Genomic DNA, 23,248 nt, shown 5'->3' on the forward strand with positions numbered 1-23,248 from the left:
GGATCAGCTGTTCCGGAAGCGATCGCGCAGGCGCGCGAAAAGCCCCTGTTGAAATTCGGCGAGCTTCGGGTCGGGCGCCTTCGTCTTCTTCTTGAAGTCGACGATGAGCGCCCGCTCTTTCGCGTCGAGGCGCGTGGGGGTCACCACGTGCACACCGACGCGCAGGTCGCCACGCCCCGAACCGCGCAGGGGCGTGATGCCACGTCCCTTGATCGTGAGGATGTCGCCGCTTTGCACGCCGGGGCGCACTTCGAGATCGACAGGTCCGTCAAGCGACTCGATGGTGGTCGTGGTGCCGAGGATGGCGTCGGGCATCGACACGTCGAGAGTGGCGAGCAGGTCATCGCCCTCTCGGCTGAACACGTCGTGATGGGCGACGGTGATCTCGAGGTAGAGGTCGCCGTTCGGGCCACCTGCCGGACCCACTTCACCCGACCCGGGCATCTGCAACCGCAGCCCTGATTCGACGCCCGCCGGAATGTCCACTGACACCGTCCGACGCGCCCGCACCCGACCCTGCCCCTGGCACGTGGCGCACGGGTACGGGATGGTGGTGCCATAGCCCTGGCAGACGGTGCACGGGGCGCTCGTGACCACGTTGCCCAGCAGGCTGCGCACCGTACGCTGCACGTGACCGGAACCGTGGCAGATCTCACAGGTGACCGGCGAGGTGCCCGGCTGGCAGCATGAGCCGTCGCACGTCTCACAGAGCACGGCGGTGTCGACCTCGATGTCGCGGTGCACGCCGAACACGACGTCACCCAGCTCGAGGGTCACCCGCACGAGGGCATCTTGCCCACGCTCACGGCGCGACCGTGGCTGCCCGCCCCGCCCGCCGCCGCCGGCTGCGCCGAAGAACGTCTCGAAGATGTCGCCGAAGCCGCCGAAGCCGCCCTGACCACCGAAGGGAGAGTCACCGCCCATGTCATAGCGACGACGCTGCTCGGGGTCACTGAGCACGTCGTAGGCGTGCGTGACGAGCTTGAACTTCTCTTCGGCCTCCGCACCCGGGTTCACATCGGGATGCAGCTCACGAGCGAGTCGCCGGTATGCCTTCTTGATCTCGTCGGGGGTCGCCTCGCGCGACACGCCGAGCACCTGGTAGTGGTCCTGGTCAGCCACATTCGCCTTCCTGCCCGCGCCAGCGCCGCGGGTTCGTCTGCGCCGGGGTCAGTGCCCCGACTCGTCTTCTTCGAGCAACGTGCTCAAGTAGTGCGCGACGGCTCGCACCGCCGCGAGGTTGGTGGGATAGTCCATGCGAGTGGGGCCGAGCACACCGACTCTTCCCCGCGCACGTGCCGCGTCGTAATCGCCGACGACGAGGGATGCCTCGGCCAGGCCGAACGGCGCGTTCTCGCGACCGATCGACGCGGCCAGCCCCTCTTGATCGGCGACCATCTCGCTCATCAGGCGCAGCAGTGTCACCTGCTCCTCGATGGCTTCGAGCAGCGGGTAGATCGAGCCACGGAAGTCGGCCTCGTCACGCGCGAGGTTGGCGGTGCCGGCCATCAGCAGGCGGTCTTGCCGGAACTCCTCGAGTTCTTCGGAGACGAGACCGAGCACCGTCTGCAGCGCGGGATCCAGGCGCGTCGGCGCCGCCGCGCCGGCGATCGCGGCCAGCAGCCCACCGACAGCCTGTGCCCCGTCGCCCACGCTGTGGCCGGTGATCAACACCGAGACGCGGGCGCGCAGCTGCGCGACATCCACCTCGTCAAGTTCGACGGGCAGCGTCACGATGCGCTGCGAGACGCGCCCGGTGTCGGTGACGAGAATCACCAACAGCCGTGCGGCGCCCAGATCGACGAGCTCGACGTGCGTGACGTTGGCCTGCGCGAACGACGGGTACTGCACGATGGCGACCTGTCCGGTCAGCCGTGTGAGGGCCCGGACCGTGCGGGTGAGCACGTCGTCGAGGTCGGTCGAGCCGTCGAGAAAAGTCGTGATCGCCGAGCGCTGCGCCGGGCTCAGCGGCCGCAGTTCGGCCAGATGGTCGACGAAGACGCGGTAGCCCTTGTCGGTGGGCACCCGCCCCGACGAGGTGTGCGGGGCGGCGATCAGCTCTTCGTCTTCGAGCAGCGCCATGTCGTTGCGGATCGTGGCCGCCGAAACGCCGAACGCGTGCCGGTCGACGATGCGCTTGCTGCCGACAGGCTCACGGGTCTCGACGTAGTCCTGCACGATGGCTTGGAGCACCTGCAGTCCGCGCTCGGTGACCATGGGTGCTCCTTTCTCTGCTGGCACTCATCCGGTTCGAGTGCCAATTCTAGCGAGTGCGCCTGGGGGATCGCTCGGCCACGCGCGCACCGCGCGTCGCATGAATCTCGTCAGTCGGTCAGCGCCCGCACGACGGCGTCGGCGAGCAGGCGTCCCTTCACCGTGAGCACGATGCGCCCGCGCACGGCGTCAGCACCCGAGACAAGGCCGTCGGCGATCAGACCGGCCACGGCATCCCGATGTGCCGCATCGAGCTCGACCAGCGGCATCCCCTCCCGAATCCGGGTGCGCAACAGCACCGATTCCAGAGTGCGGGCCACAGCATCGGGTCTCTCTCGCCCGGCCGCCGGCGACGTGCCGGCCGCGAGCCGTTGCGCATAGGCGGCGGGATGCTTCACGTTCCACCACCGCAGTCCCACGATGTGACTGTGGGCCCCGGGGCCGAACCCCCACCAGTCGTGGCCGCGCCAGTACGCGAGATTGTGGCGCGAGCGGTGCCGTTCACCGCGCGCCCAGTTCGACACCTCGTACCAGTCGAAGCCCGCCTCGGCCAGAGCCGCGTCGGCGAGCTCGTACATGTCTGCCTGCAGATCGTCGTCGGGCGCCGGCACCTCGCCGCGGCGGATCTGCCGCGCGAGCTTTGTGCCCTCTTCGATGATCAGCGCGTACGCCGAGATGTGGTCGGGCTCCAGCGCCACGGCCGTGGTCACCGAGCTGCGCCAGTCTTCCAGCGACTCCCCCGGCGCCCCGTAGATGAGGTCGACGCTGACATCCAGGCCCGCGCGCCGCGCGGCCCGGACCGCCGTGCGCACATTGGCCGGGTCGTGCGTGCGATCCAGCGCTGCCAGCACGTGCGGCACCGACGACTGCATGCCCACCGAGAGCCTGGTCACCCCCGCCGCCGCCAGCTCGTCGACCACCGCGTCGGTCACGGTGTCGGGGTTCGCCTCGACGGTGACCTCGGCCCCCTCGGCGATTCCGAACGCGTCGCGTACGCCGGCGAGCATGCGCGCGAGGTCTCCAGGCGGCAAAAGCGTCGGCGTCCCTCCCCCGAAGAAGACAGTGGATGCCGCGCGCCGGCCGTGGGCAGCATCCAGCACTGCGCGCGCCAAGCCGATCTCGCGCAGCAGGGTGTCGGCGTACTGATCCTGCCGCGCGCCGCGCAACTCGGTGGCGGTGTAGGTGTTGAAGTCGCAGTAGCCGCAGCGCACCCGGCAGAACGGCACGTGCAGATACACGCTGAAGGGCGCGGCGGCGTCGACCGGCAGGTCTGCCGGCAGCAAGCCGTCGGCGGGGGCGGGGTCGCCGATCGGCAGAGCCGAGCCCATCAGGCCGGAGTCGCGTACAGGGGCGAGATCGCGCGCAGGTAGCGCTGGAACAGCGCCTTGCGCCGGCGGGTGATCAGCCACGGCATCACCTTGTAGAAGAACGACCGCGGCGCGTCGAACGCACGCACGGTGAACCACACTTCGTCGTTCTCATACCACTCGACCATGAACGACTCCTCGCCACTGACGACGGTGTCGCTCACAGTGCCCAGGAGAAACCCGACGCGGCGCGGCTCTTCGATGGCAAGGATCACCCGCAGCTCGCCGCCGGCCTTGAGCCCTTTGACCCGGCCGCGCAGGTGCACGGTGGCCCCCGAGCTCACCCACGGTGTGCCATCGGCGTCGAAGCGTTGATCGGCCTCGAGTTTGCTGGGCGCTATCGCGTTGCCTTCGGCGTCGAAACTCACGCCGGAGTACATCGGTCCGGCAGCCGGACGCACGTCGGTCACGCTCAACCCGCCGTCCCGCTGCGCGCGCCACGACAGCACGGCCTCCGAGGCCGTACGAAAGCGATCTTCGCCACTGCCCAGCCGCCAGGATTCCTGCGCCGGACGACTGCGCTCGGGCGGGTACTGCATGAGATCGGGCGCCTGGGTCGCTCCGACCGCTGCATAGTCCACCGTCTCGTCACGGAAGGTCCCTCGACGCATGCGTTTCAGCCTAGCGAGGCCAGGCTGTGAGCGGAGTGCACGCGTGGCTCACGCGCCGGGGCGCCCGGGCTCGACAAGTCCGTACTCATACGCGGCGATCACCGCCTGCACCCGATCACGCAGCCCGAGTTTGGCGAGGATGCGGCTCACATGCGTCTTCACGGTTCCCTCGGAGACGAACAGCCTTCGACCGATCTCGACGTTGCTGAGCCCATCGGCGATGGCCCTCAGCACGTCGCGTTCCCGGTCGGTGAGCTGAGCAAGCGGACCGGGGCGGCCCTCAACAACCCGACGCCGGTGCACGTACCCTTCTATCAGCCGGCGTGTCAGCACCGGTGCGAGCAGCATGTCTCCCGCGGCGACGGTGTGGATTCCGGCGATCAACTGCTCGGGACCAGTGTCTTTGAGCAGAAAGCCGCTGGCCCCCGCACGCAGGGAGTCGTACACGTAGCCGTCGACATCGAACGTGGTCAGCATGAGCACTCGGGTCGTCACGCCTGCCGCGAGAATGCCCGCGGTCGCCTGAATTCCGTCCATCCCCGGCATCCGCACATCCATGAGCATGACGTCGGGCGATGTCGCGCGCGCCAGCGCCACCGCCTGCGCACCATCGCCGGCCTCGCCCACGAGTCGCATATCGGGCTGCGATTCGACCACCATGCGCAGCCCGGCCAGAATGAGCGGCTGATCGTCGGCGATGGCGACGGAGATGTCGTTCATGAGACCCGCTGTTCCAGCGGCAGTTCCGCACGCAGCAGATAACCTCCGTCGGCGCGCGGCCCGGTCATCAGAGTGCCGCCGAGGGCAGCCACACGTTCGCGCAGGCCGAGCAGGCCGTGATCCGTGCCGCCCAGTGAACTTCCGCCTGCGCCGGGCGCGCACGACACCTCGATGGTCATGACGCCGCCCGACGAGGCCAGCCGCACCCCGGTGTCGACGTTTCCGGCGTGTTTGAGCACGTTCGTCAGTCCTTCCTGCACGATGCGATATCCCGCGAGTTGGATGCTGGGCGCGAGCGCCGCGCCGACGCCTTCGGTGTGCAGCTGCACGGGCAGTCCGAGCTCGCGCATCTGCGCGCACAGCGCATCGACGTCCGACAGCGTCGGCTGCGGTGCGGTGCCCTCTGGCGCCTGGCCGTCTTCGCGCAGCACCTCGAGCAGAGTGCGCAGCTCGTTCAGCGACTCGCGGCCGAGCCCTTCGATACGCGCGAGTGCCTCGACGGCCACTGACGGGTCGGATGCCGCCGCCAGGCGTGCCCCGCCGGCCTGCATCACGATCACGGTGATGGTGTGCGAGATGACATCGTGCAGCTCGCGGGCGATGCGCGCGCGTTCCTGGGTTGCGGCGCGTTCGTCGGCCTGGGCGCGCTCAAGCTCTTGCCGCAGGGCGCCGTCGCGATATCGCGCCCAGCTTCGTGCGAACAATCCGAGCGTGAAGGCGGCAGCCAGCAGAACGCCGTCATAGAGCAGGTCTCCGGGATCTGCCATCTCGGGAAACCGCAGCGAGATGACCGTCAACGTCACGGCGCTGACGACTGCGCCGGCGATCTGGCGCACCATCCGCTCTTCATGCCGTGCGCAGGAATACAGAGCCACCAGCCATGGGATGAACTCGCCCCAATAGCCCAGAGCCAGCGGCACCACCCAGACCGGCACGGCGATCACCACGGCCACGCCGATCTGCACGAGGAGTGCGAACCGGCGACGCAGCACGAGCAGCGCGCAGATGACCGTCATCGGCACGAACGACGACGCCACCGGCGCGGCGCCCACGCTCTCGCTCAGGCCGAAGACAATGTCCAGTACTCCGGCCACCCACAGTCCGGCCGCCGGCGCCACATCGAAGACTGTTCCCCGCCATCCCGCTCGACGCCACGCACCGTGCATGGCACCACGGTAGCCCTCTCCCGGCCGGTCACGCCTCTGTCTCACGAGGGATGCCCACTCCGTCGATCGGCAGAGACACCGTGGACATTTCGACGACGCGCTGCGCGCGTGCCGGGACCACACTGACAGCGACACGGGACATCCGGTCCTGCAAGGAGGCCATCATGACAACCACGACGACCCTCGCCACGCGGTGGCGGCTCATTCTGACGGGTCTCATTCTCGGTCCGGCACTGCTCGTGACCTCGAACGCGTTCATCATCCCTGAGCCGCCCGGCGGCATGCGTGCGGCGTTCGACGCGATGGCTGCGCAGCCGTGGATGCTGCTGCTGGAATCGATCGTCGAGGGCCTGGGGTTCGCCATCAGTCTTGCCGCCTTCGCGGCTGTGACCTGGGTGGTGCGCGCACGGGGCGGGGCTGTCGCGACCATCGGCGCGATCTTCTGCCTGCTGGGCGTGCTCGGGTTCGCCTGGTCGGCCGGCGGCGGGATCTTCCTGTCCGTCCTCGCGGGTATGCCAGATCAGGATGCGGGATTCGCGGCGGCGCAGGCGATGAACGCCGATCCGCTCAGCGGCGCACTGATCATGGCACTGATGTTCGTCGCCGAAGCCGGTATCTGTCTGGTCGTCATCGGCCTACTGCGCGCACGGCTGATCTCATTCTGGCCGTTGGTGCTCGTAGTCGCCGGGATCGTTGCCGACATGGTGCTGCCCGGCGTGTGGTCGGGCCTGGCCGCCGACGTGCTGCTCCTGGCCGCGGCGGTGTGGCTCGTCGTGCGGCTGCCGAAGGCGCGGGCCTACTTCTTGTCTTTGCCTTCGACGTCGCCCGAGAGCGCGGCGATGAACGCCTCTTGAGGCACCTCGACACGGCCGACCATCTTCATGCGCTTCTTGCCCTCTTTCTGCTTCTCGAGCAGCTTGCGCTTGCGGGTGATGTCGCCGCCGTAGCACTTGGCCAGAACGTCTTTGCGGATGGCGCGGATGTTCTCACGGGCGATGATCCGGGCGCCGATGGCGGCCTGGATGGGCACCTCGAACTGCTGGCGCGGAATGAGCTTGCGCAGCCGCTCGGTCATCATCGTTCCGTAGGCGTACGCCTTGTCGCGATGCACGATCGAGCTGAAGGCATCCACCCGCTCGCCCTGCAGCAGAATGTCGACCTTCACCAGGTCGGCCTCTTGCCCGCCGTTGGGCTCGTAGTCGAGTGAGGCGTATCCCTGCGTGCGCGACTTGAGCTGGTCGAAGAAGTCGAACACGATCTCGCCGAGCGGCATGTTGTAGCGCAGCTCGACACGCTCCTCGGAGAAGTACTCCATGCCCAGCAGGCTCCCCCGTCGGTTCTGGCACAGCTCCATGACCGCGCCCACGTAGTCCTTGGGCAGCAGGATCGCGGCCTTCACCATCGGCTCGGACACGGTGGCCACCCGGCCGTCGGGGTACTCGCTGGGGTTGGTCACCGTGACCTGGTCGCCGGTGTCGGTGGTCACCTCGTAGATGACGCTCGGCGCGGTGGTGATCAGGTCGAGGTCGAACTCGCGGGCGAGCCGCTCGGTGACGATCTCCAGGTGCAACAGCCCCAGGAACCCGCAGCGGAATCCGAAGCCGAGCGCGACCGAGGTCTCGGGCTCGTACACGAGTGCGGCATCCGAGAGCTTCAGCTTGTCGAGGGCCTCGCGCAGTTCGGAGTAGTCACTCGCATCGATCGGGTACAGGCCCGAGAACACCATGGGTTTGGGGTCGGTGTAGCCGGCCAGAGCGGCCACCGCCGGCTTGCGCGCGTCGGTGACGGTATCGCCCACCTTCGACTGGCGCACGTCTTTCACGCCGGTGATCAGGTAGCCGACCTCGCCGACGCCAAGCCCCTTCGAGGGCACCGGTTCGGGGCTGGACACGCCGATCTCGAGCAGTTCGTGGGTGGCACGCGTCGACATCATCTGCACGCGTTGACGCGGTTGCAGTGTGCCGTCGACCATGCGCACGTAGGTGACCACACCGCGATACGCGTCGTACACAGAGTCGAAGATCATGGCACGGGCCGGTGCGTCGGCATCACCGGAGGGCGCGGGAATGCGCTCGACGATGCGGTCGAGCAGCTCTTCGACGCCCTGGCCGGTCTTGCCTGACACGCGCAGCACATCGTCAGGGCTGCCCCCGATGAGGTTCGCGAGCTCGGCAGCGAACTTGTCGGGGTCGGCGGCGGGCAGATCGATCTTGTTCAGCACCGGGATGATCTGCAGATCGTTCTCCAGTGCCAGGTAGAGGTTCGCAAGGGTCTGCGCTTCGATGCCCTGCGCGGCATCCACCAGCAGAATGGCGCCTTCGCACGCGGCCAGCGACCGTGACACCTCGTAGGTGAAGTCGACGTGACCGGGGGTGTCGATCATGTTCAGCGCGTAGGTCGTGCCGGCGCCGGCCCACGGCATGCGCACGGCCTGGCTCTTGATCGTGATGCCGCGCTCACGTTCGATATCCATGCGGTCGAGGTACTGCGCGCGCATGTCGCGGTCGGAGACCACCCCGGTGATCTGCAGCATGCGGTCGGCAAGAGTCGACTTGCCGTGATCGATGTGGGCGATGATGCAGAAGTTGCGGATGAGCTCCGGGGGCGTCTGCGACGGCTCGAGGGGCTGTGTGGCGCGTGGGGACATGTCCCGTCGATTCTACGGGGGTGCGCTGTCTTACCCTGATCTCATGGTGCTGCAGGCGGTCTTCGTACACGGTATTCGCACCTCGTCGACGATGTGGCGTGCACAGGTGGGGCATCTGGCCGAGCGCGGCATCCCCTCGGTCGCCGTGGATCTTCCGGCGCACGGCACCCGCATTCTCGAGGCCTTCGTGCTCGACGAGGCGTTCGCCACGATAGATGCGGCGGTGCGGGATGCCGCAACCCGCGGGCCCGTGCTGCTGGTGGGGCATTCCATGGGCGGACTTCTCTCGATCGCCTATGCCGGGCGCGAGGATCCGCCGCCGGTCGCCGGCTTCATCGCCGCCTCGTGCACGGCGTTTCCGCGCGGCGCCGGCCTTGCCGCGTACCGCCTGGCCACGCACGCATTGACCGCGCTGCCCGATCAGGGCCGCTGGATCGCCGACCGCGTGCTCGAGGCGACCCTGCCGCTGGAGACACGGGCCGACTTCGGCGCCGGCGGATACGCCTTCTTCGCACAGAACACGGCGCTAAAGAGCCTTGCCGCCCTCGACCTGCCCGCAGCGCTTCGGCGCATCAGTGTGCCGACGTGGTTCGTCAACGGCCAATACGATCAGCTGCGCGTGAACGAGCAGGTCTTCTGCCGGCTCGTGCCGCACGCCGAGCTCATCGTCGTGCCGCGCACGACGCATCTTGTCACCGCCATGCGCCCGCGCGTGTTCAATGCGGTGCTGGATCTTGCTGCCGCGACGCTGCAGAGCGCCGATCCCGCGCGAACCCCGACATGACTCCGCCGACGGCCGACAGCACAAGGCTCGCCACCAGCAGCAGCCAGAAGCCGCCCACGAGCGCCACCAGCAGCGCGCCGATCAGTGGGCCGACCAGCTGGCCGAGGGCGGCCGAGGTGTTCACCAAGCCCAGATCACGGGCGTGGTCGTCGGGATGCGGCAGCAGATCGGTGGCGAAGGCGAGGCCGACGGTCGAGAACGCCCCATAGCCGACGCCGAGCACGGCCGCCGCAATCATCGTGGTGGTCTGCGACGGAGCCACGATGATGACGATCGCGGCGGCGGCCTGCACGAGGGCAGAGATCACCGTGAGCCCGCGCCGTGCACCGGTGCGATCGGACCACCAGCCGGCCAGCACCGAGGCGATCACCACGAACACCGTGTACACGACGATGATCAGCAGCAGGCTGTCTTCGGCCTGCGCCTTGGGCTGCCCGAGGCCGTACATGAGAAAGAACAGGAACAGCGTGGTCGGCAGGGCGTTGCCGACGTTGGTGACGAACCGCCCCCAGACCACCCAGGCGAAATCGCGGTCGCGCAGCGACTCCCAGGGCAGCCCGCGACGCTCGCGCACCGGCTGCTGCGCGGCATCCGGCCGCGGATCGGGCAGCAGGGCGGCGGTGAGCGTTCCGATCATCGCGATGAAGCCGGCAAGGGCCACATAGCCGGCGACCACGCTCAGGCCCAGCAGCACCACGGCTCCGACACCCACCACGATGCCGACGGCCTGAGACGAGCTCGCCGACGCCGACGCGGCCCCGCGTTGCGACTCGGGCAACTGGTCGGCGATCAGGGCGGTGAACGCGGCAGAGGCCACCGCCACGCCGATCGACACACCGGTCCACGCCAGCCCGATCACCCACGGTCCCTGTGCGAGCCCGGTGAGCACGAGGCAGACGGCGGTCAGCCAACTCGCGCCCATCGCCCAGGGACGACGGCGCCCCCATCGGGAGCGTGTGCGGTCGGACAGGGAGCCTGACAGCGGGCCGGCGACGATTCCGGCCAGTCCTCCGACGCCGAGCACGATTCCCGAGTACACCACCCCCGACACCCACGTGTTGGCCGCGCCCGGGGTGTCGAGCTGGTCGGGCAGCAGCAGCTGCACCGGCGTGAGCTGCACCGTCCAGATGGCGAGCCAGGCGAGCGTGAACAGCAGAAACCAGAGCCGTCCGACCTTGGCGGTGCGCAGGAGCGTCATGCGTGTGCCTCTCGGATCAGCGCGCGATACCAGTCGTACGACGCTTTGGGGGTGCGGTCCGACGTGCGCTGGTCGACATGCACGAGCCCGAAGCGCTGGGTGAACCCCTCGGCCCACTCGAAGTTGTCCAGCAGCGACCAGACGGTGTACTCGCGCACATCGACGCCGGCCTCGATGGCGTCGGCGACAGCGGCGATGTGTCCGGCCAGGTACGCGATCCGGTCGTCGTCCTGCACACGGACCGCCTCATCGGGTTCGGGGAACGATGCGCCGTTCTCGCCGATCACGATCGGCGGCAATGCCGCGCCGTAGCGGTCGCGAAAGTCGATCAGCAGCTCCCGCAGAGCTGCCGGGTCGATCGGCCACTCCGGCCCGAACCCGGTCACCGGCAACCCCGGCGTGGGCACGATCTCGAAGGGCAGTGGGCCGGGGCTGCTCGCCTGCGTCACCGTGGTCGGGTTGTAGAAATTGATCCCATAGAAGTCGAGCGGCGCCGAAATGAGTGCAAGATCGCCGTCGTGCACCGGCATCGGCGGCAGACCGTACATCTCCAGATCGGGGTAGGCCCCCGTCAGGATCGGATCGGCGAAGATGCGGTTGTGCAGCAGGTCGTAAGTGGCCACGGCCGCGCCGTCATCGTCGCGCAGCGCGCGCACGAGCGTGTGATTGTTCGGGATGCCGATCTCGGCGGCCCCGCCCGCGCGCAGCACCTGCACGGCTCGGCCGTGCGCGAGCAGCTGGTGGTGCACGGTGGGCAGCGCCTCGATCACCAGCTGTCTGGCCGGTGCGAGAGTGCCCACCCCGTAGCCCTGCAGCGTCATCGATACGGGCTCGTTGAGCGTGTACCAGTGGTGCACACGATCGCCGAGCCGGTCGATGACCAGTTGCGTGTAGTCGGCGAAGCGGTCGGCCATCTCCCGTGCGAGCCAGCCGCCGGCCTCTTCGAGCGCCTGCGGGTGATCCCAGTGGTAGAGCGTGGGAAACGGCGTGACACCGGCATCCAGCAGTGCATCGACGAGTCGGTCGTAGTAGTCGAGCCCCCGCGGCTCGGCCGGGCCGGTTCCTTCAGGCTGGATGCGCACCCACGACAGCGAGAACCGGTAACGATCCACACCGAGACCGCGCAGCAGAGCGACGTCGTCACCGAACCGGTGATAACTGTCGGGGCCGGGTTCGGCCGTCGCGCCGTCTTTGACCCAGTCGGGCACCTCGACCTGGGCGTCCCAGATGCTGCGGCCGCGCCCGTCGCCGCGACGGGCGCCCTCTATCTGAAACGACGAGGTCGCGGCTGACCACCGGAAGGGCGCGGGAAAACGCGCCGCCAGGGCGCGCTGATCGAGTGTCACCTCGGACATGGGTACTCCTCGCTCATCGTCGTGCGAGTGATTCGGGTGCTGACATCATCGTTCATGCACGCCGGTTGCGCGAATCGGAGCCGGGCGTGTTTCCTGGTAGACTCGGTCCTTGGCTTGCGTGTGGGTTTTTCCCGCACATCGCCCGACGGCGCCCTCTCTGCCGAACGGCACTCAACCGATCACCTGAACGAAAGAACGTCCACACGTGGCAAACATCAAGTCGCAGATCAAGCGCAACAAGACCAACGAGAAGGCGCGCGAGCGCAACAAGGCTGTCAAGAGCGAGCTGAAGACCTCGGTGCGTCGCACCCGTGAAGCCGTCGCCGCCGGTGACAAGGCTGCCGCCGAGAAGGCTCTGGCCCACGCGAGCAAGAAGCTCGACAAGGCCGTCAGCAAGGGTGTCATCCACAGCAACCAGGCTGCGAACCGCAAGTCGGCCATTGCGAAGCAGGTCGCCGCGCTCTGACCCGCGCCGTATGCTCTGAAGCCCGTCCCGAAAGGGGCGGGCTTCGTCGTTGTGCCGGGATGTCGCTGTGCCGGGATGTCGCGATGTTGCATCTGTGGCGCCGCCCCCACGCCGCGCCGCCCTGAACGCGAAGTCGCCGAAACAAGGGATTCTCGCCGAGACCAAGGGCGTCGCCCCGGGTCTGGGCAGGAATCCCCGGTTTCGACGCCGGCGTCCCCGGTCAGCCGCCAAAGGGAGCGCGCGTGGCGATGACGGTGATCATGCGTTCCAAGGCGAACACCGCGTCGCGTGAGCCGCCCTTGACCTCGGCATCCGCCCGCGCCGTCGCCTGGATCGCCCGGCCCAGACTCTCTTCGTTCCACCCCGACAGGTCACGGCGGGCCCGATCGACCTGCCAGTCCTTCATTCCGATCTCGGCGGCCAGCGCCGCGGACGAGCCACGCCGCCCGGCCACCCGGGCCATCGTGCGCAGCTTCATCGCAACCGCCGCGACCAGCGGCACCGGGTCGGCGCCGGAGTCGAGCGCGTGGCGCAGCGCGAGCAGCGCGTCGCCATAGCGACCGGCGATCGCGGTGTCGGCGACGGTGAATGCGGTCGTTTCGACGCGGCCGCCGTAATAGCGCTGCACGATCTCGGCCGTGACATCCCCGGGAACGTCCGAGATGAGCTGCTGGCACGCCGCAGCGAGTTCGGTGAGATCGTCGGCGAACGCCTGCGTCAGGGCGCGCAACGCTGCGGGGGCGACCTTCTTGCGCGCGGCCTGGAACTCCCCCGCCGCGAAGTCATACCGATCGCCATCGCGCTTGACCGCCACACACGGCACCTCGACGGCGGTGCCGGTGGCCGCCCGGATCGCATCGAGCAGCTTCTTGCCCCGCACCGTCGCGCCCGTGTGCCGCAGCACGACGGTCGCGCCGTCTTGCGGATGCTCGAGGTAGCTCAGCGCCTCGGCGAGGAAGGCGTCGGACATCTTCTCGCCCCCGGTCACACGCACCAGGCGAGGCTCACCGAACAGCGACGGCGAGGTGAGACCCATCAACGTGCCCGACTCGTAGTCGTCTGCCCGCAGGTCGGAGACCTCCAGACTCGCGTCTTCAGCGCGCAAGTAGTCTCGGACGGCGGCGATGGCGCGCTCGGCGCACACCTCTTCGGGCCCCGACACCAGCACCATCGGTGCCGGCTGCGGGCTGCGCCAGTCGAGCTGCGGGATCGCGCTCTTTGCGCGGGCGGCGGGACGACGTGCGGGCATGCCTCCAGCCTAGAGTGCGCCGCCGACAGCGGAGGGGCGATCCGACCCCACCGGAGGAGACCTCTCACGCCACACCTCGAGGCGATCGGAATCGCCCGTGACGGCTACCACGCCAGACTGGTCGGTGCGCGCGATGGTGTAGCCGTCGGCCTGCAGAAGCGCCAGGGTCTCGGCGCGCGGATGACCGTAGTCGTTGCCAGCGCCCACCGAGATGAGCGCGACCGCACCCCCGAGGGTGCGGTACAGCTCGGCATCCTGATCGGCGCTGCCGTGATGGGCGACTTTGACGACGGCGTACGGCGGTCGCAGCACACCAGAAGCGCGCAGGGCCCGCTGGGCGGCGGCATCCATGTCTCCGAGAAACAGGGATGCCGGAACCCCGCCGCCGCGCACGTCGAGCACGACGCTCGCCTCATTGCCGCTGGGGAACGCCCGATCGTCGGCGCGAGGCCAGAGCACCGTCCAGGTCGCTGCGCCGAGGGTCCCGGTCATGCCGGCGGTCGCGGCTATCACTCGCGCGCCCGCGGCGTTCAGCCGAGCGAGCGTGCGTTCGTCGGCGGCGCTGCCGGGCGGACCATGCAGCACCACGTCGGCGCGATCGTCGACCGCGGCCAGCCCGCCGATATGGTCCTGGTCGTAGTGGGTGAGCACGAGCAGGTCGAGGCGGTGGATGCCGAACCTGTCCAGGCACGCGCGCAGCGGTACCGGGTCAGGCCCGGTGTCGATGAGAGCAACAGCTGCGGACGACTTGATGAGGATCGCATCACCCTGCCCGACGTCGCACAGCGCTATCGCCCAATCACCGGGGATCGTGAGCGTACCCACGGCCGTGCGCAACGCGGCCGTGCCCGTTTGCACGCCGACCAGTACCGCCAGCAGCACCGCCGCCGACACCCGGGCGGCCTGCCACGATCGATGCTCGATCCGTGGCAACAGCAGCACGACCACCGCCGCGCCCACGACCGCCAGGGCCAGCGCACCCACCCAGCCTTCGGGCCAGGGCAGTGCCGCCGACGGCAGCTGCACGCTGACCAGCGCCGTCCCGCTGATCCACGCGGCGGGCAGCCAGGTGAGGGCGACAAGTCCCGACGCGAGCACGGGAATCGGCGCGGCCACGCACGCGGCGAGGCCCAACACCGTGGCGATCGGCGCAGCCGGTGCCGCAAGCAGGTTTGCGGCGACACCGTACAACGGCACTGTGGGGTTGATGAGGATGAGCAGCGGCCCGCACACCAGCTGCGCAGCCAGCGGCACGGCCAGCCCCAGGGCGATGGCCTCGGGCAGCATCCGCGCCATGCCGCGCGCCAGCGGGGCAGCCAGCACGAGCAGCGCCCCGGTGGCCGCCGCCGACAGCGCGAACCCCATCGACACCGCCAGCCACGGATCGGCCACCAGCACCGCCACCACCGCCAGCGCCAGCAGCGACACGCCGGCCCCGACCCGGCCCAACAGCACGCCGAGCATCGCGATGCCGGCCATCGCCGCCGCCCGAACGACACTCGGCTCGGGAGTGACCAGCAGCACGAAGCCCGCCAGCGCCCCCACGCCGGCGGCCACCCGCACACTCCTCCGCGCCCGGCACAGGGCTGCCGCACCGAATGCGAGACCCACCACTATCGCGCAGTTCGCCCCCGACACCGCCGTCAGATGCGACAGCGAACTCGCCTTCATCGCGGCATCCAACTCGCTCGTCACCCCCACCGGTGTCGCCGACTGCCAGCCCGGGAATGAGTCCCGCGGCCGGCTGCGGCAACCCCTCGGTGGCCGAGGCGAGGTCGTGTCGAAGCCGGGCGGCCACAGCCTCGGGGCCGGAGGGCTGGGCAACGATCTCCAGCCCGCGTGCGGCGCGCACGACCAGAACCGCGCGTTCCCCCGGATCTGCGGCGAACGCCGTTCCTTCCGCGATCACGCGGGCTCCGACATCCGCCCCCTCCTCTGCCCGGATGACCACCGGCACCTCGACGCGCACGGCGCGCGCACCGATGTCGATCTGGTCGGCGCGTGCATCGAAGGCGACATCGCCCGACGCCGTGCGGTCTGCTTTGCCGACGACGGTGGCGTGCACGGCGATGGCGCGTCCTCCACCGATCGCCAGGTTGGCTGCCGCCTGGCGAGCAGGCTGGACCAGCGCGACGTGGGATGCCGCAGCCGCGGCGACTGCGAGACTGATGGCCACCAGCGCCCATGCCGTACGCCGCCGATGCGCGGTGACAGCGACGAATGCCAGGCCGCCCGCCCACAGCCCCAGCGCTATCCACGGCGTGGCATCCGGCAGCATCACCGCGGCGGCTGCCCCGCCCCAGGCGGCAGCGGCGACCGGCACGAGCCGCAGATCGCGCACCCGCATGTCAGATCGTCACCTGATCGCGAATGCCCGCCAGCAGCTTCTCGCCGATGCCCGAGACCGCCAGCAGATCATCGACGCTTGTGAAACGCCCGTTCTGCTCGCGCCATTGGATGATCCGCTGCGCCAGGGCTGGGCCGATGCGCGGCAGCGTTTCCAGCGCAGCCTGATCGGCGGTGTTCAGGTTCACGGTTCCATCGGGGGCGGTGCCGGATGCCGCATCCTCAGGTTCTTCTCCCTCCCGAGGCACGACGACCTGCTCGCCGTCGGAGACCGGTCGCGCCAGGTTCACGCCGTCACGCGCGGCGTCTTTCGCGAACCCTCCGGCGGCGGCGACCGCGTCGACGAGCCTCGATCCGTCGGGCAGCAGATACAGGCCGGGCTGGCGTACCGCCCCGGCCACGTGCACGTACATGTCGCCGGTGCCGGGTGTGGCCGCCGGCGACTCGTCGATGGTCACCGCCTGGGTGGGTGCCGACTGGCCACGGAAGATGCCGATGCCGACGGTGACCGCCAACGCCACCAGCACGACCACGACCACCGCGCCCAGCCCAAGCCTGTGACGGGCCGGTGCGCGCTGATCGGATGCGGCAGGTGACACCGCACCACGCTAGGCGCGGGGGCGGGCCACGCGGGGCTGTTGCGTGCGATCGGTGGACAACTCACCGCGCCTCCGCGGTTGGGGAGGAGACGCGGTGTCGCCGCGCACGCCGTCCCAAACTGCCGCATCCACACGCGCAAGCGACATTCCCGGACGGCACTACGCCCAAGCCGAGGTCGAAGCCGACCCCGCCACCCGTCCCGCCGGCCCAAACTGCCGCATCCACACCCGCAAGCGACACTCTCGGACGGTACTACGCCCAAGCCGAGGTCGAAGCCGACCCCGTTACCCGTACGCCGGCCCAAACTGCCGCATCCGCACCCGCAAGCGACAATCCCGGACGGTACTACGCCCAAGCCGAGGTCGAAGCCGACCCCGCCACCCGTCCCGCCGGCCCAAACTGCCGCATCCACACGCGCAAGCGACAATCCCGGACGGCACTACGCCCAAGCCGAGGTCGAAGCCGACCCCGCCACCCGTCCCGCCGGCCCAAACTGCCGCATCCACACCCGCAAGCGACACACTCGGACGGCACGCCGGAGCACTCAGCCGTACGCCGGCCCAAACCGCCGCATCCGCACCCGCAAGCGACCATCCCGGACGGCACCACGCCAAGCCGACGACAGCGCCGACCCCGTCACCCGTCCGCCGGCCCAAACTGCCGCATCCACACCCGCAAGCGACACAGTCGGACGGCACTACCCCCGACGCCGTGATGCGTCCCCGCGCCCGGCTCCCCGCTGCCGCGAGCGAATCGTCACTTCGTCGAGAAGCTCACGATCTTCGGTGCGCGGACGATCGCGCGGGTGACGGCGCGCTCGCCGAGCGAGCGCTTGACCTGGTCGTCGTCACGCGCCAGGCGCTCGAGCTCATCGGGGGTGATGTCGGAAGCGACCTCGAGCTTGGCCCGCACCTTGCCGTCGATCTGCACGACGGCAGTGACGGTGTCATCGACAAGCAGCGCCGGGTCGGCGGCGGGCCACTCGACCAGGCCGACGAACGGCTCGTGCCCGAGGACCGCCCACATCTCTTCGGCGGTGTGCGGGGCGATCAGGTCAAGCACCTGCGCGGTGACCTCGGCCGCTTCGCGCACGGCGGGGTCGCCGGCGCCCGCGCCGGAGTCGATCGCCTTGCGGGTCGCGTTGACCAGCTCCATGAGCCGAGCGACGACCACGTTGAACTTCGTCTGCTCGACCAGGCCCGGGGCATCCGCCAGCACGCGGTGCGTCACGCGGCGCAGCGCCGCGTCGCCGGCTGCGGCATCCGTCCCCGGCTCGCTGGTCACGTCATGCGCCACACGCAGCGCGCGCGCCAAGAACTTCGTCGCACCCGTCGCCGAGACATCGGCCCAGTCCTTGTCGTCTTCCACCGGGCCGGCGAAGGCGAGGGCCGTGCGCAGCGCGTCGGCACCGTGCGCGTCGAGCTCTTCGTTGAACAGCACGAGGTTGCCCTTGGACTTCGACATCTTCGCGCCGTTGAGGATCACCATGCCCTGGTTGATCAGGCTCGAGAACGGCTCGTCGAAGTCGACCAGGCCCATGTCGTGCAGCACCTTCGTGATGAAGCGCGCGTACAGCAGATGCAGGATCGCGTGCTCGACGCCGCCGATGTAGAAGTCGACCGGCGCCCACTGCTTCGCGGCCTCCGGCGGAAAAGCATGCTCCTCGGAGCTGGGCGAGAGGAAGCGCAGGAAGTACCACGAACTGTCGACGAAGGTGTCCATGGTGTCGGCGTCGCGCCGCGCGGGCGCGCCGGTGGTCGGATCTGCGGTCGTGACCCACTCGGTGGCAGCTCCCAGCGGGGACTGACCCTTGGGCTTCAGGTCGAGGCCCTCGACATTCGGCAGCAACACGGGCAGCTGCTCCTCGGGCACGGGCACGATCTGCCCGGCGTCGGTGTGGATCATCGGAATCGGCGTGCCCCAGAACCGCTGCCGCGAGATGAGCCAGTCGCGCAGGCGGAACGTGGTGGCGGCGTGACCGGCTTCGCGCTTCTCGAGCTCGGCGATCATGCCGGCGATGGCATCTTTCTTGCCCAGGCCATCGAGCGGACCGGAGTTGATCATGCGCCCTTCGCCGGACAAGGCAGCGCCGGTGGCCACCGGATCGAGCTCATCGAGTGTGGGGCCGCCGCCGACGGTCGTGTCGACCACGATCCGCACCGGCAGGTTGAAAGCACGGGCGAAATCCAGATCGCGCTGGTCGTGCGCAGGCACCGCCATGACGGCGCCGTGGCCGTAGTCGGCGAGCACGTAGTCCGCGGCCCAGATCGGCAGCCGCTCACCGTTGACGGGGTTGATGGCGTACCGCCCGAGGAAGACGCCGGTCTTGGGCCGGTCGGTGCTCTGCCGCTCGATGTCGGTCTGCTTCTGCACCTTCTCGAGATATGCCTGAAACTGCATACGAACATCGGCGGATGCCTCGGCGACGAGTTCTGCGGCCAGATCCGAGTCGGGCGCCACGACGAAGAACGTCGCCCCGTACAGCGTGTCAGGGCGCGTGGAGAACACCGAGACCTTCGCCGCGCGACCCTCGATCTCGAAGTGGATGTCGGCTCCCGTGGACCGGCCGATCCAGTTGCGCTGCATCTGCAGCACCTTGCTCGGCCAGTGGCCTTCCAGCGTGTCGAGGTCGTCGAGCAGCCGATCGGCGTAGTCGGTGATGCGGAAATACCACTGCGTGAGCTTCTTCTTGACGACCTCGGCGCCACAGCGCTCGCAGTGCCCATCGACCACCTGCTCGTTGGCCAGCACGGTCTGGTCGTTCGGGCACCAGTTCACCGGGCTCGACTTGCGGTAAGCCAGTCCCCGCTCGTACAGGCGCTGGAACAGCCACTGGTTCCACCGGTAGTACTCGGGGTCGCTGGTGTGCAGCTCACGGCTCCAGTCGAACGAGACGCCGTACTGACGGAAGCCCGCCTTCTGCTGATCGATATTCGCGTACGTCCACTTTCGCGGGTCCGCGCCGCGCACGATTGCCGCATTCTCGGCCGGCAGCCCGAACGAGTCCCACCCGATCGGATTGAGCACGTTGTGGCCGCGGTGCCGCCAATAGCGCGCCACGATGTCGGAGTACAGGTAGTTCTCGGCGTGCCCCATGTGCAGATCGCCCGAGGGGTACGGGAACATCGCCAGCACGTATTTGCGCGGCCGGGCATCGTCATCGCCGCCGGCGCGGAACGGATCGCGCTCGGCCCAGAGCTGCTGCCACTTCGCCTGAATGGCGTGCGGGTCGTAGCCGCCCTCGGTGTGGGCGTCGGTAGCGGTGGTCTGAGACACGGATGGAGCCAATCGGATCATGTCGGGATGCCGCGCGAAACGCGCATCCTTCAGGGTACCAGCGGCATCTCACCATCCCGTGGGCGGCACCGCGCCCACAGCGCGCAGCGGCGCGCGGGCCTTCAACCCGACCTCGGCGACCTCCTCCGCGGCATCCGAGAGCCACGTGATGCCGCCGCCGGCGCCCACGTATGCGCCGCCCGGATGCGTCACAATCGAGCGGATCACCATCGCCAGGTCGAGTCCGCCGCGTGCGCCGATCCACCCGAAGCACCCCGAGAAGACCCCCCGCGGCCCCCGCTCGAGCTCGTGCAGGATCGTCATCGCAGACAGCTTGGGCGCGCCGGTCATGCTGCCGGCCGGAAACCCCGCCGCCAGCAGCTCACCGACCGTGGTCGCATCTGGCAGGCGACCCGACACCGTGCTGACAAGCTGATGCACGGCGGGGTAGCTCTCCACCTCGAGCAGACGCTCGACGGTCACGGTGCCCGGCATGCACACGCGCGAAAGGTCGTTGCGCATGAGATCGACGATCATCACGTTCTCGGCGCGCTCCTTGGGGCTTGCCACGAGTTCGGCGGCCAGCGCGGCGTCGGCTGCGGCATCCCTTCCGCGGGGCCTGGTCCCCTTGATGGGATGCGTGCGCACGGTGCGGCCGCGCACCTCGAGAAATCGCTCGGGGCTTGCGCTTATCAACGCCACCGGCCCCGATCGGATGATGCCGCCGTGGTGGGCGGGCGTCGCGTACCGCAGCGCCTGGTGCGCCCGGATCGGGTCGATCTCGCCATCGACGTCGAACCGAGTCGTCAGGCACAGCTGGTAGGCGTCGCCGGCCCGAATGGCCTCGCGGCAGCGTTCGATGAGCGCGGAGTACTCGATCGGCGTGTGACGGCTGCGGGCGATGGATGCCTCGTCCCGCCCGCCCGGCCCGGGCGAGAGGTCGCCACGACGTCGCGCCACCTCGGCCACATCGATCTCGCCGTGGCAGACAGCGGTGTGTCGGGCATGGTCGAAGGCGACGAACCCGCGCACCGCCAGCCACAGTTCGGCGGGCACATCGGCATCGGGTGCCGCGACCGGTGCCCCCGCGGCATCCGCCCCCGGCTCGTACCCGATCCAGCCGACCCACCCGCCCTCGAACGCGCTCGCTCCGGTGACCGGCGCGGCGTTCACGTGCTGGGGGTCGTCGGGCTCACCCCAGCCGATCCAGCTGAACCCGGCATCGGCATCGGGTCCGGCATCGAGCCAGAACACCCCGTCATGGTGCGCGGCAAGCACCGCGAACACCGCGGCGGGATCGCACGACGGCAGCGTCGCCGACGGCTCGAGAACCTGGGGCATGCTCCCAGGCTAGAGGGAGCAATCGGCTCTATGCTCGGCGAGGTGAACGACCTGCTCACCGGGCTGCTCGATGCCGTGCAGAGTATCGCGCCCGTGTGGCGTGTGCTGCTTGCCGGGCTGGCCATGCTGCTGGAGACGAGCGTGCTGGTCGGATTGTTCGTTCCCGGCGACACGATAGTGATCGTGACCGGCACGGCGGTCGGTTCGTTCTGGGAGGGTGCAGCCCTTGTCGCCGCTATCGTCGTGGGCTCGGTGATCGGCGAGAGCATCGGCTTCTGGCTCGGCCGGGTACTCGGGCCCCGCATTCGCCACTCGTGGCTGGGACGCTGGATCGGCGAGGCGCATTGGCAGCGAGCCGAGCGCTACCTCGCCCGGCGCGGCGGCCTTGCGATCCTCATCTCGCGGTTCCTTCCGGTCTTGCACTCGGTCGTGCCGCTGACGGTGGGGATGAGCGGGTATCGCTACCGCCGGTTCTTGGCATGGACAGTGCCCGCGTGTGTGGTCTGGGCGGGCATCTACGTCACGGTCGCCAGCATCGCCGCCGGCACGTATCGCGACCTCGCCGATAACCTGCACTTCGCGGGCTATATCTTCGTCGGCGTGATCGTCGCCTTCCTGCTCGTGGTCATCGCCAGCAAGAAGCTCATCGAACGTATCGAGCGACGACACCTCGTCGCCGACGCGCCCGCGGCGACGGCACCCGAGGCGATGGCGCCCGCGTCGACCGACACCGCCCCGTCGCACGTGCGAGACTGAGACGGATGCCCGAGAACACCGCCGCCGCCCGGCGCGCCGATGTGCTGTGGCTCGCGCGCCTGGAGTACCGTCTGCACGCGTGGCGCGAGCGGCGCATGCGCAAGCGCGGACTCACGCCTACCGTGGCAGCCTTTCCCGGTTACGGCGGCACCGGCTGGGTGCGGGTGCTGGGCCGGGTGCTCATCACTCCGACCCGACGCCGGGCCAGCGAGAGCGAATACGCCTCGGTGCGCGGATGGCGCAGCTTTCTGTCGGTGCCGATCGGCTTCGCCCAGGTGACCGTGCACGTCGCCGGCATCGCCCACGAGGTGGTCGCCGATCGCGGAGGTGTCGTCGACACGGTGCTGCCGGCTGACCTCTCCCCCGGCTGGCACACGATAGCGATGTCGGTCGAAGACGGCGACCCGGTGGAGACGCGCGTGTTCGTCGTCGGCCCCGAGGTGCGCTTCGGCGTGGTCTGCGATGTGGACGACACCGTGATGGTCACAGCGTTGCCCCGACCGCTGGTGGCGGCGTGGAACTCGTTCGTCGTCGACGAGCATGCCCGCCAGCCTGTTCCGGGCATGTCGGTGCTGCTCGAACGCCTTGTGCGCGAGCACCCCGGTGCCCCGGTGGTGTACCTGTCCACCGGTGCCTGGAACGTCGGGCCCACACTCGTGCGGTTTCTGAGCAGGCACCTGTTTCCTTCGGGCGCACTGCTGCTCACCGACTGGGGCCCCACACACGATCGATGGTTCCGCAGCGGGGTCGAGCACAAGCGCGCGAATCTCGAACGCCTGGCCGAAGAGTTCCCCGACGTGTCGTGGCTGCTGGTCGGCGACGACGGGCAGCGCGACGATGCGGTGTACACCGACTTCGCCGGCGAGCACCCGCGCAGCGTGACGGCGGTCGCGATCCGGCGCCTGTCGTCGACGCAGGCGGTGCTGGCCGGCGGGCGCACCACGGTCAACGATCACACCGCCTCGGGCGTGCCGTGGGTCAGCGGCGACGACGGCGCCGCCCTGCTGGAGCGGCTCGAAGAGGCCGGGGTCGCCAGACGCGAATGAGCTGCGGGATGCCGCTGCCACGGCCTCGAGCGCACGATGTCGGTACCCACCCGTAGGCTGGCCGCATGTGCGGACGGTTCGTGGTTGCCGATGCCGGGTCGGAGCT

19 protein-coding genes are annotated in these 23,248 nt (G+C 69.2%); 5 read left to right on the forward strand and 14 right to left on the reverse strand.

Going from position 1 to position 23,248, the window contains the following annotated elements; genetic code table 11:
• Positions 1 to 3: 3 nt before the first annotated feature.
• The 6 genes from dnaJ to ET475_RS16195 all read right to left on the reverse strand — a co-directional run bounded on the left by dnaJ (position 4) and on the right by ET475_RS16195 (position 6,078).
• Positions 4 to 1,122, reverse strand: coding sequence for a molecular chaperone DnaJ (gene dnaJ / locus ET475_RS16170; RefSeq protein WP_129392639.1), 1,119 nt, complete (start codon positions 1,120 to 1,122; stop codon positions 4 to 6).
• 48 nt (positions 1,123 to 1,170) lie between these two features.
• Positions 1,171 to 2,217, reverse strand: coding sequence for a heat-inducible transcriptional repressor HrcA (hrcA, locus tag ET475_RS16175; RefSeq protein ID WP_129392642.1), 1,047 nt, complete (start codon positions 2,215 to 2,217; stop codon positions 1,171 to 1,173).
• 107 nt (positions 2,218 to 2,324) lie between these two features.
• Complete coding sequence (hemW, locus tag ET475_RS16180) at positions 2,325 to 3,542, reverse strand: radical SAM family heme chaperone HemW (RefSeq protein WP_129392645.1); 1,218 nt, start codon at positions 3,540 to 3,542, stop codon at positions 2,325 to 2,327.
• On the reverse strand, positions 3,542 to 4,192 hold the full coding sequence (locus ET475_RS16185) for a DUF1990 family protein (protein ID WP_129392648.1): 651 nt from the start codon (positions 4,190 to 4,192) through the stop codon (positions 3,542 to 3,544). The genes hemW and ET475_RS16185 overlap by 1 nt, the downstream gene beginning before the upstream one ends.
• A gap of 48 nt (positions 4,193 to 4,240) precedes the next feature.
• On the reverse strand, positions 4,241 to 4,912 hold the full coding sequence (locus ET475_RS16190) for a response regulator (RefSeq protein ID WP_129392651.1): 672 nt from the start codon (positions 4,910 to 4,912) through the stop codon (positions 4,241 to 4,243).
• Positions 4,909 to 6,078, reverse strand: a complete 1,170-nt coding sequence (locus ET475_RS16195; RefSeq protein WP_129392654.1) for a sensor histidine kinase — start codon at positions 6,076 to 6,078, stop codon at positions 4,909 to 4,911. Before ET475_RS16195 ends, ET475_RS16190 begins: the two co-directional genes overlap by 4 nt.
• Positions 6,079 to 6,242: 164 nt before the next feature.
• Here ET475_RS16195 and ET475_RS16200 point away from each other — a divergent pair, with 164 nt between their 5' ends.
• A complete protein-coding gene (locus ET475_RS16200) occupies positions 6,243 to 6,932 on the forward strand; it encodes a hypothetical protein (protein WP_129392657.1) in 690 nt (229 codons plus the stop codon).
• Here ET475_RS16200 and lepA read toward each other — a convergent pair.
• Positions 6,875 to 8,725: a translation elongation factor 4 gene (gene lepA / locus ET475_RS16205; protein WP_129392660.1), complete on the reverse strand. Its 1,851-nt coding sequence runs from the start codon at positions 8,723 to 8,725 to the stop codon at positions 6,875 to 6,877. The genes ET475_RS16200 and lepA overlap by 58 nt on opposite strands.
• 43 nt (positions 8,726 to 8,768) lie before the next feature.
• Between lepA and ET475_RS16210 the strand changes: the two genes are divergently transcribed.
• A complete protein-coding gene (locus ET475_RS16210; RefSeq protein WP_129392663.1) occupies positions 8,769 to 9,509 on the forward strand; it encodes an alpha/beta fold hydrolase in 741 nt (246 codons plus the stop codon).
• Here the strand turns inward: ET475_RS16210 and ET475_RS16215 are convergent.
• Complete coding sequence (locus tag ET475_RS16215) at positions 9,442 to 10,707, reverse strand: MFS transporter (RefSeq protein ID WP_129392667.1); 1,266 nt, start codon at positions 10,705 to 10,707, stop codon at positions 9,442 to 9,444. The genes ET475_RS16210 and ET475_RS16215 overlap by 68 nt on opposite strands.
• Positions 10,704 to 12,062, reverse strand: coding sequence for a GH1 family beta-glucosidase (locus tag ET475_RS16220; RefSeq protein WP_129392670.1), 1,359 nt, complete (start codon positions 12,060 to 12,062; stop codon positions 10,704 to 10,706). The genes ET475_RS16215 and ET475_RS16220 overlap by 4 nt, the downstream gene beginning before the upstream one ends.
• A 205-nt stretch (positions 12,063 to 12,267) precedes the next feature.
• On the opposite strand from ET475_RS16220, the gene rpsT reads away from it, so the two are divergent.
• The gene (gene rpsT / locus ET475_RS16225) at positions 12,268 to 12,528 is read left to right on the forward strand and encodes a 30S ribosomal protein S20 (protein ID WP_129392673.1); all 261 of its coding nucleotides are present in this window, start codon (positions 12,268 to 12,270) and stop codon (positions 12,526 to 12,528) included.
• Between the two features lie 220 nt (positions 12,529 to 12,748).
• Here rpsT and holA read toward each other — a convergent pair whose 3' ends face one another.
• From holA to ET475_RS16250, 5 genes are all read right to left on the reverse strand, one after another.
• Positions 12,749 to 13,777, reverse strand: a complete 1,029-nt coding sequence (gene holA / locus ET475_RS16230; protein ID WP_129392676.1) for a DNA polymerase III subunit delta — start codon at positions 13,775 to 13,777, stop codon at positions 12,749 to 12,751.
• Positions 13,778 to 13,786: 9 nt separating this feature from the next.
• Positions 13,787 to 15,478, reverse strand: a complete 1,692-nt coding sequence (locus ET475_RS16235; RefSeq protein WP_242497673.1) for a ComEC/Rec2 family competence protein — start codon at positions 15,476 to 15,478, stop codon at positions 13,787 to 13,789.
• Between the two features lie 647 nt (positions 15,479 to 16,125).
• The gene (locus ET475_RS16240; protein WP_242497674.1) at positions 16,126 to 16,722 is read right to left on the reverse strand and encodes a ComEA family DNA-binding protein; all 597 of its coding nucleotides are present in this window, start codon (positions 16,720 to 16,722) and stop codon (positions 16,126 to 16,128) included.
• A gap of 757 nt (positions 16,723 to 17,479) precedes the next feature.
• Positions 17,480 to 20,020, reverse strand: coding sequence for a leucine--tRNA ligase (gene leuS / locus ET475_RS16245; protein ID WP_129392679.1), 2,541 nt, complete (start codon positions 20,018 to 20,020; stop codon positions 17,480 to 17,482).
• A 48-nt stretch (positions 20,021 to 20,068) separates the two neighbouring features.
• Positions 20,069 to 21,340 carry an anthranilate synthase component I family protein gene (locus ET475_RS16250; protein ID WP_129392682.1) on the reverse strand — a complete coding sequence of 424 codons (1,272 nt, stop codon included), beginning with the start codon at positions 21,338 to 21,340 and terminating at the stop codon, positions 20,069 to 20,071.
• Positions 21,341 to 21,382: 42 nt separating this feature from the next.
• Between ET475_RS16250 and ET475_RS16255 the strand changes: the two genes are divergently transcribed.
• The gene (locus tag ET475_RS16255) at positions 21,383 to 22,096 is read left to right on the forward strand and encodes a DedA family protein (protein ID WP_129392685.1); all 714 of its coding nucleotides are present in this window, start codon (positions 21,383 to 21,385) and stop codon (positions 22,094 to 22,096) included.
• A gap of 5 nt (positions 22,097 to 22,101) precedes the next feature.
• Positions 22,102 to 23,142: an App1 family protein gene (locus ET475_RS16260; RefSeq protein ID WP_129392688.1), complete on the forward strand. Its 1,041-nt coding sequence runs from the start codon at positions 22,102 to 22,104 to the stop codon at positions 23,140 to 23,142.
• The last annotated feature ends 106 nt before the right edge of the window (positions 23,143 to 23,248 follow it).

This window comes from Microbacterium protaetiae (assembly GCF_004135285.1).
In the GTDB taxonomy this organism is placed as follows: Bacteria; Actinomycetota; Actinomycetes; order Actinomycetales; family Microbacteriaceae; genus Microbacterium; species Microbacterium protaetiae.